Source organism: Pseudoduganella sp. RAF53_2 (genome assembly GCF_052113985.1).
Lineage (GTDB): Bacteria > Pseudomonadota > Gammaproteobacteria > Burkholderiales > Burkholderiaceae_D > Rugamonas.
Window position 1 is genome coordinate 1 of sequence record NZ_JBFRDW010000738.1, and the last position, 2,730, is coordinate 2,730.

Sequence of the window (2,730 nt, forward strand, 5' to 3'; positions counted from 1 at the left end):
GAGACAAGCCATGCAATACAAAGGCAGCTGCCACTGTGGCAACGTGGCATACGAAGTCGAAGGCGAGATCACCGGCGCCATGGCCTGCAACTGCTCCATGTGCCAGCGCAAGGGTTCCCTGCTGTGGTTCGTGCCGCGCGCGCAATTCAAACTGACGACGCCGGAAGAAAACGCCAGCACTTATCTTTTCAACAAACACGTGATCCAGCACCGCTTCTGCCCGAAGTGCGGCATTCACCCTTACGCGGAAGGCGTGGACAAGAACGGCAACAAGATGGCGGCGATTAATGTGCGCTGCCTGGAGGGCATCGACCTCGATTCGATCCCGGTCAAACACGTAGACGGCCGCGCCTACTAAGCCTTGACGCGTGCTTCCGCGCTGCGCAGGTGTTCGAACAGCGCCTTCGTTACCGGCGACAGGCTTTCCTCGTCGCGGATGACAATCTTCAGCTCGCGCTCGGCCCAGTCTTCATTGAGATCGACTGACACGAGCCCGAGCTGGCGTCCAATCGCCACGAAGACCTCATAAGGCAGCAGGCCGATGCCCATGCCCACTTGCGCCATCCTGCACACGGCATCGAAGCCCGGCACGTGAATCGGCACCCGCAGCGTGCGCCCAGCCGCGCGCGCCTCGAGGTGCATGCGCGTGTTGATCGAGCTGTTGACGTGCAGGCCCACGTGGTCGTATTCCAGCGTTTCGGCAAACGCCACACAGCCGCGCTTTGCCAGCGCATGGTCTGCGCGCATCACCAGCACCAGCTTGTCGAGGCGGTAAAGCTCCGTGCGCAGCGCGCGCGTGTCGACGTCGCCGGAGCAGATGCCGATGTCGGCCCAGCTGTCCTCCACACCGCGCACCACGTTATCGCTCGGACGCTCTTCCAGATCCAGCCGCACCTGGGCGTGCTGCGCCATGAAGTCGCGCAGGTCCTCGGGCAGGAATTCAATGATGGCGGACAAATTGGCCACCATGCGCACATAACCGCGCACACCCTGCGCGTGTTCGGCCAGTTCAACGCCGATCTTCTCCACACTGAGCAGCATGCGGCGCGCGTGGGTCAGCAGGGTTTCACCGGCGGGCGTGAGCACCATGCCGCGCGTCTTGCGCACAAAGAGCGGCACATTGAGCGCCTGCTCCAGTTCCACCAGCCGTTTGCTGGCTGCGGACACCGCGATGGCTTCACGTTCGGCAGCGCGCGTCAGCGTGCCCTCCTCGTGGACAGCGAGGAAAAGTTGCAGGGTTGTCGGATCGAGGCGACGGAGCAGGTTCAGGTAAGCCATTCCCTACTTTACCAAAATGCGCCCAACGCTTGTCAAGATGGCTATAATTGCATTAGCAAATTCGCAAGGAGCACAGCCATGGCACAAGAACTCATCCTCGATTCGCGTACCGACTCCGCCAAGAACTGGGCGTGGTGGCTGTATCTCGGCCACGGCCTGAGCGTGTTCTTCACCTTGGGCGCGGCCTCGTGGATTCCCCTGATCCTGAACTACGTGAAGCGCTCCGAGAGCGAGGGCACCTTCATCCGCAGCCATCACACCTGGATGATCCGTTCCTTCTGGTGGTACCTGGTGTGGGTATTCGTGGGCTGGTGCCTGTTCATGACCATCATCGGCATTCCGTTGGCGTGGGTCACCTGGCTCGGCGCCTGGCTGTGGAAAATCTACCGGCTGCTGCGCGGCTGGTCCGCCCTCAACAACAACGAGCCAATGGACGTGTCATAACGCGCAGTGCGGTTACAGCCTGGCCAGCGCTTGTTCGATGTCGGCGATGAGGTCGGCGGGGTCTTCGAGGCCGATGTTAAAGCGGACCAAAGTGCCTGCATCGCTCCAGTTGCGGCGCATGGCCTGGATGCGGTAGGGAACGCACAGGCTGTGCGCGCCGCCCCAGCTATAGCCGATCTTGAACAGCTTGAGCGAATCGACGAAGCGGTCGGTTTGTTCTTCGCTGAACTTCGCGTCGAACAGCACGGAGAACAGGCCGCCGGCGCCGGTGAAGTCGCGCTTCCAGAATTCGTGGCCGGGGCAGTCTTCAAACGCAGGATGCAGGACCTTGCTGATTTCGGGACGCGACTTCAGCCACGTGGCCACTTTGCGGGCGCCGGCATCATGGGCTTCGAAGCGAAGTTTCATGGTCGGCAAGCCGCGCAACACGAGATAAGCATCGTCGGCACCGACGCCCATGCCGAGGCGCATATGGGCGATGGCCAAGCGATCGTGCAGCGAACGGTCACGCGTGATCAGGGCGCCCATCAGCACGTCCGAACCGCCGGACTGGTACTTGGTCAGCGCCTGCATGATGATGTCCACGCCGAGATCGAAGCCGCGCAGCGCCAGCCCTGCGGACCAGGTGTTATCCAGCGCCACCAACACGCCGCGCGCATGCGCCGCGGCGCTGATCGCGCGCAGATCCGGCACTTCCATCGACACGGAGCCCGGTGCCTCGGTCCAGATCAGTTTTGTATTCGGTTGGATCAGCCCGGCAATGCCGGCGCCGATCATCGGATCGTAATAGCGTGCGGTAATGCCGAAATCGGCCGTCAGCCATTTGCCCAGTTCGCGGTTCGGGTTGTAGACGTTATCCGGCAGCAGAACGTCGTCGCCGGTTTTCAGCAGCGCGAAGTCGACCATCGAGATCGCAGCAAGGCCGCTCGGCGCCAGCAGGCACTGCTCGCCATCTTCGATTTCAGCCAGGCGCGCTTCCAGCGTGAAGGTGGTCGGCGTGCCATGCAG

At 62.2% G+C, this 2,730-nt stretch carries 4 protein-coding genes; 2 read left to right on the forward strand and 2 right to left on the reverse strand.

Annotated features, from left to right (window positions below):
- The first annotated feature begins 10 nt into the window (after positions 1–10).
- Positions 11–358, forward strand: coding sequence for a GFA family protein (locus AB4Z11_RS28710; RefSeq protein ID WP_442029234.1), 348 nt, complete (start codon positions 11–13; stop codon positions 356–358).
- Here AB4Z11_RS28710 and AB4Z11_RS28715 read toward each other — a convergent pair.
- Entirely contained in the window at positions 355–1,278 is a 924-nt protein-coding gene (locus tag AB4Z11_RS28715) for a LysR family transcriptional regulator (RefSeq protein WP_442029231.1), read from the reverse strand. The genes AB4Z11_RS28710 and AB4Z11_RS28715 overlap by 4 nt on opposite strands.
- 78 nt (positions 1,279–1,356) lie before the next feature.
- Here AB4Z11_RS28715 and AB4Z11_RS28720 point away from each other — a divergent pair, with 78 nt between their 5' ends.
- The gene (locus AB4Z11_RS28720) at positions 1,357–1,722 is read left to right on the forward strand and encodes a DUF4870 family protein (RefSeq protein WP_442029232.1); all 366 of its coding nucleotides are present in this window, start codon (positions 1,357–1,359) and stop codon (positions 1,720–1,722) included.
- 12 nt (positions 1,723–1,734) lie between these two features.
- Here the strand turns inward: AB4Z11_RS28720 and AB4Z11_RS28725 are convergent.
- The coding region (locus tag AB4Z11_RS28725) for a cystathionine beta-lyase (protein WP_442029233.1) at positions 1,735–2,730 on the reverse strand (996 nt) is incomplete at its 5' end.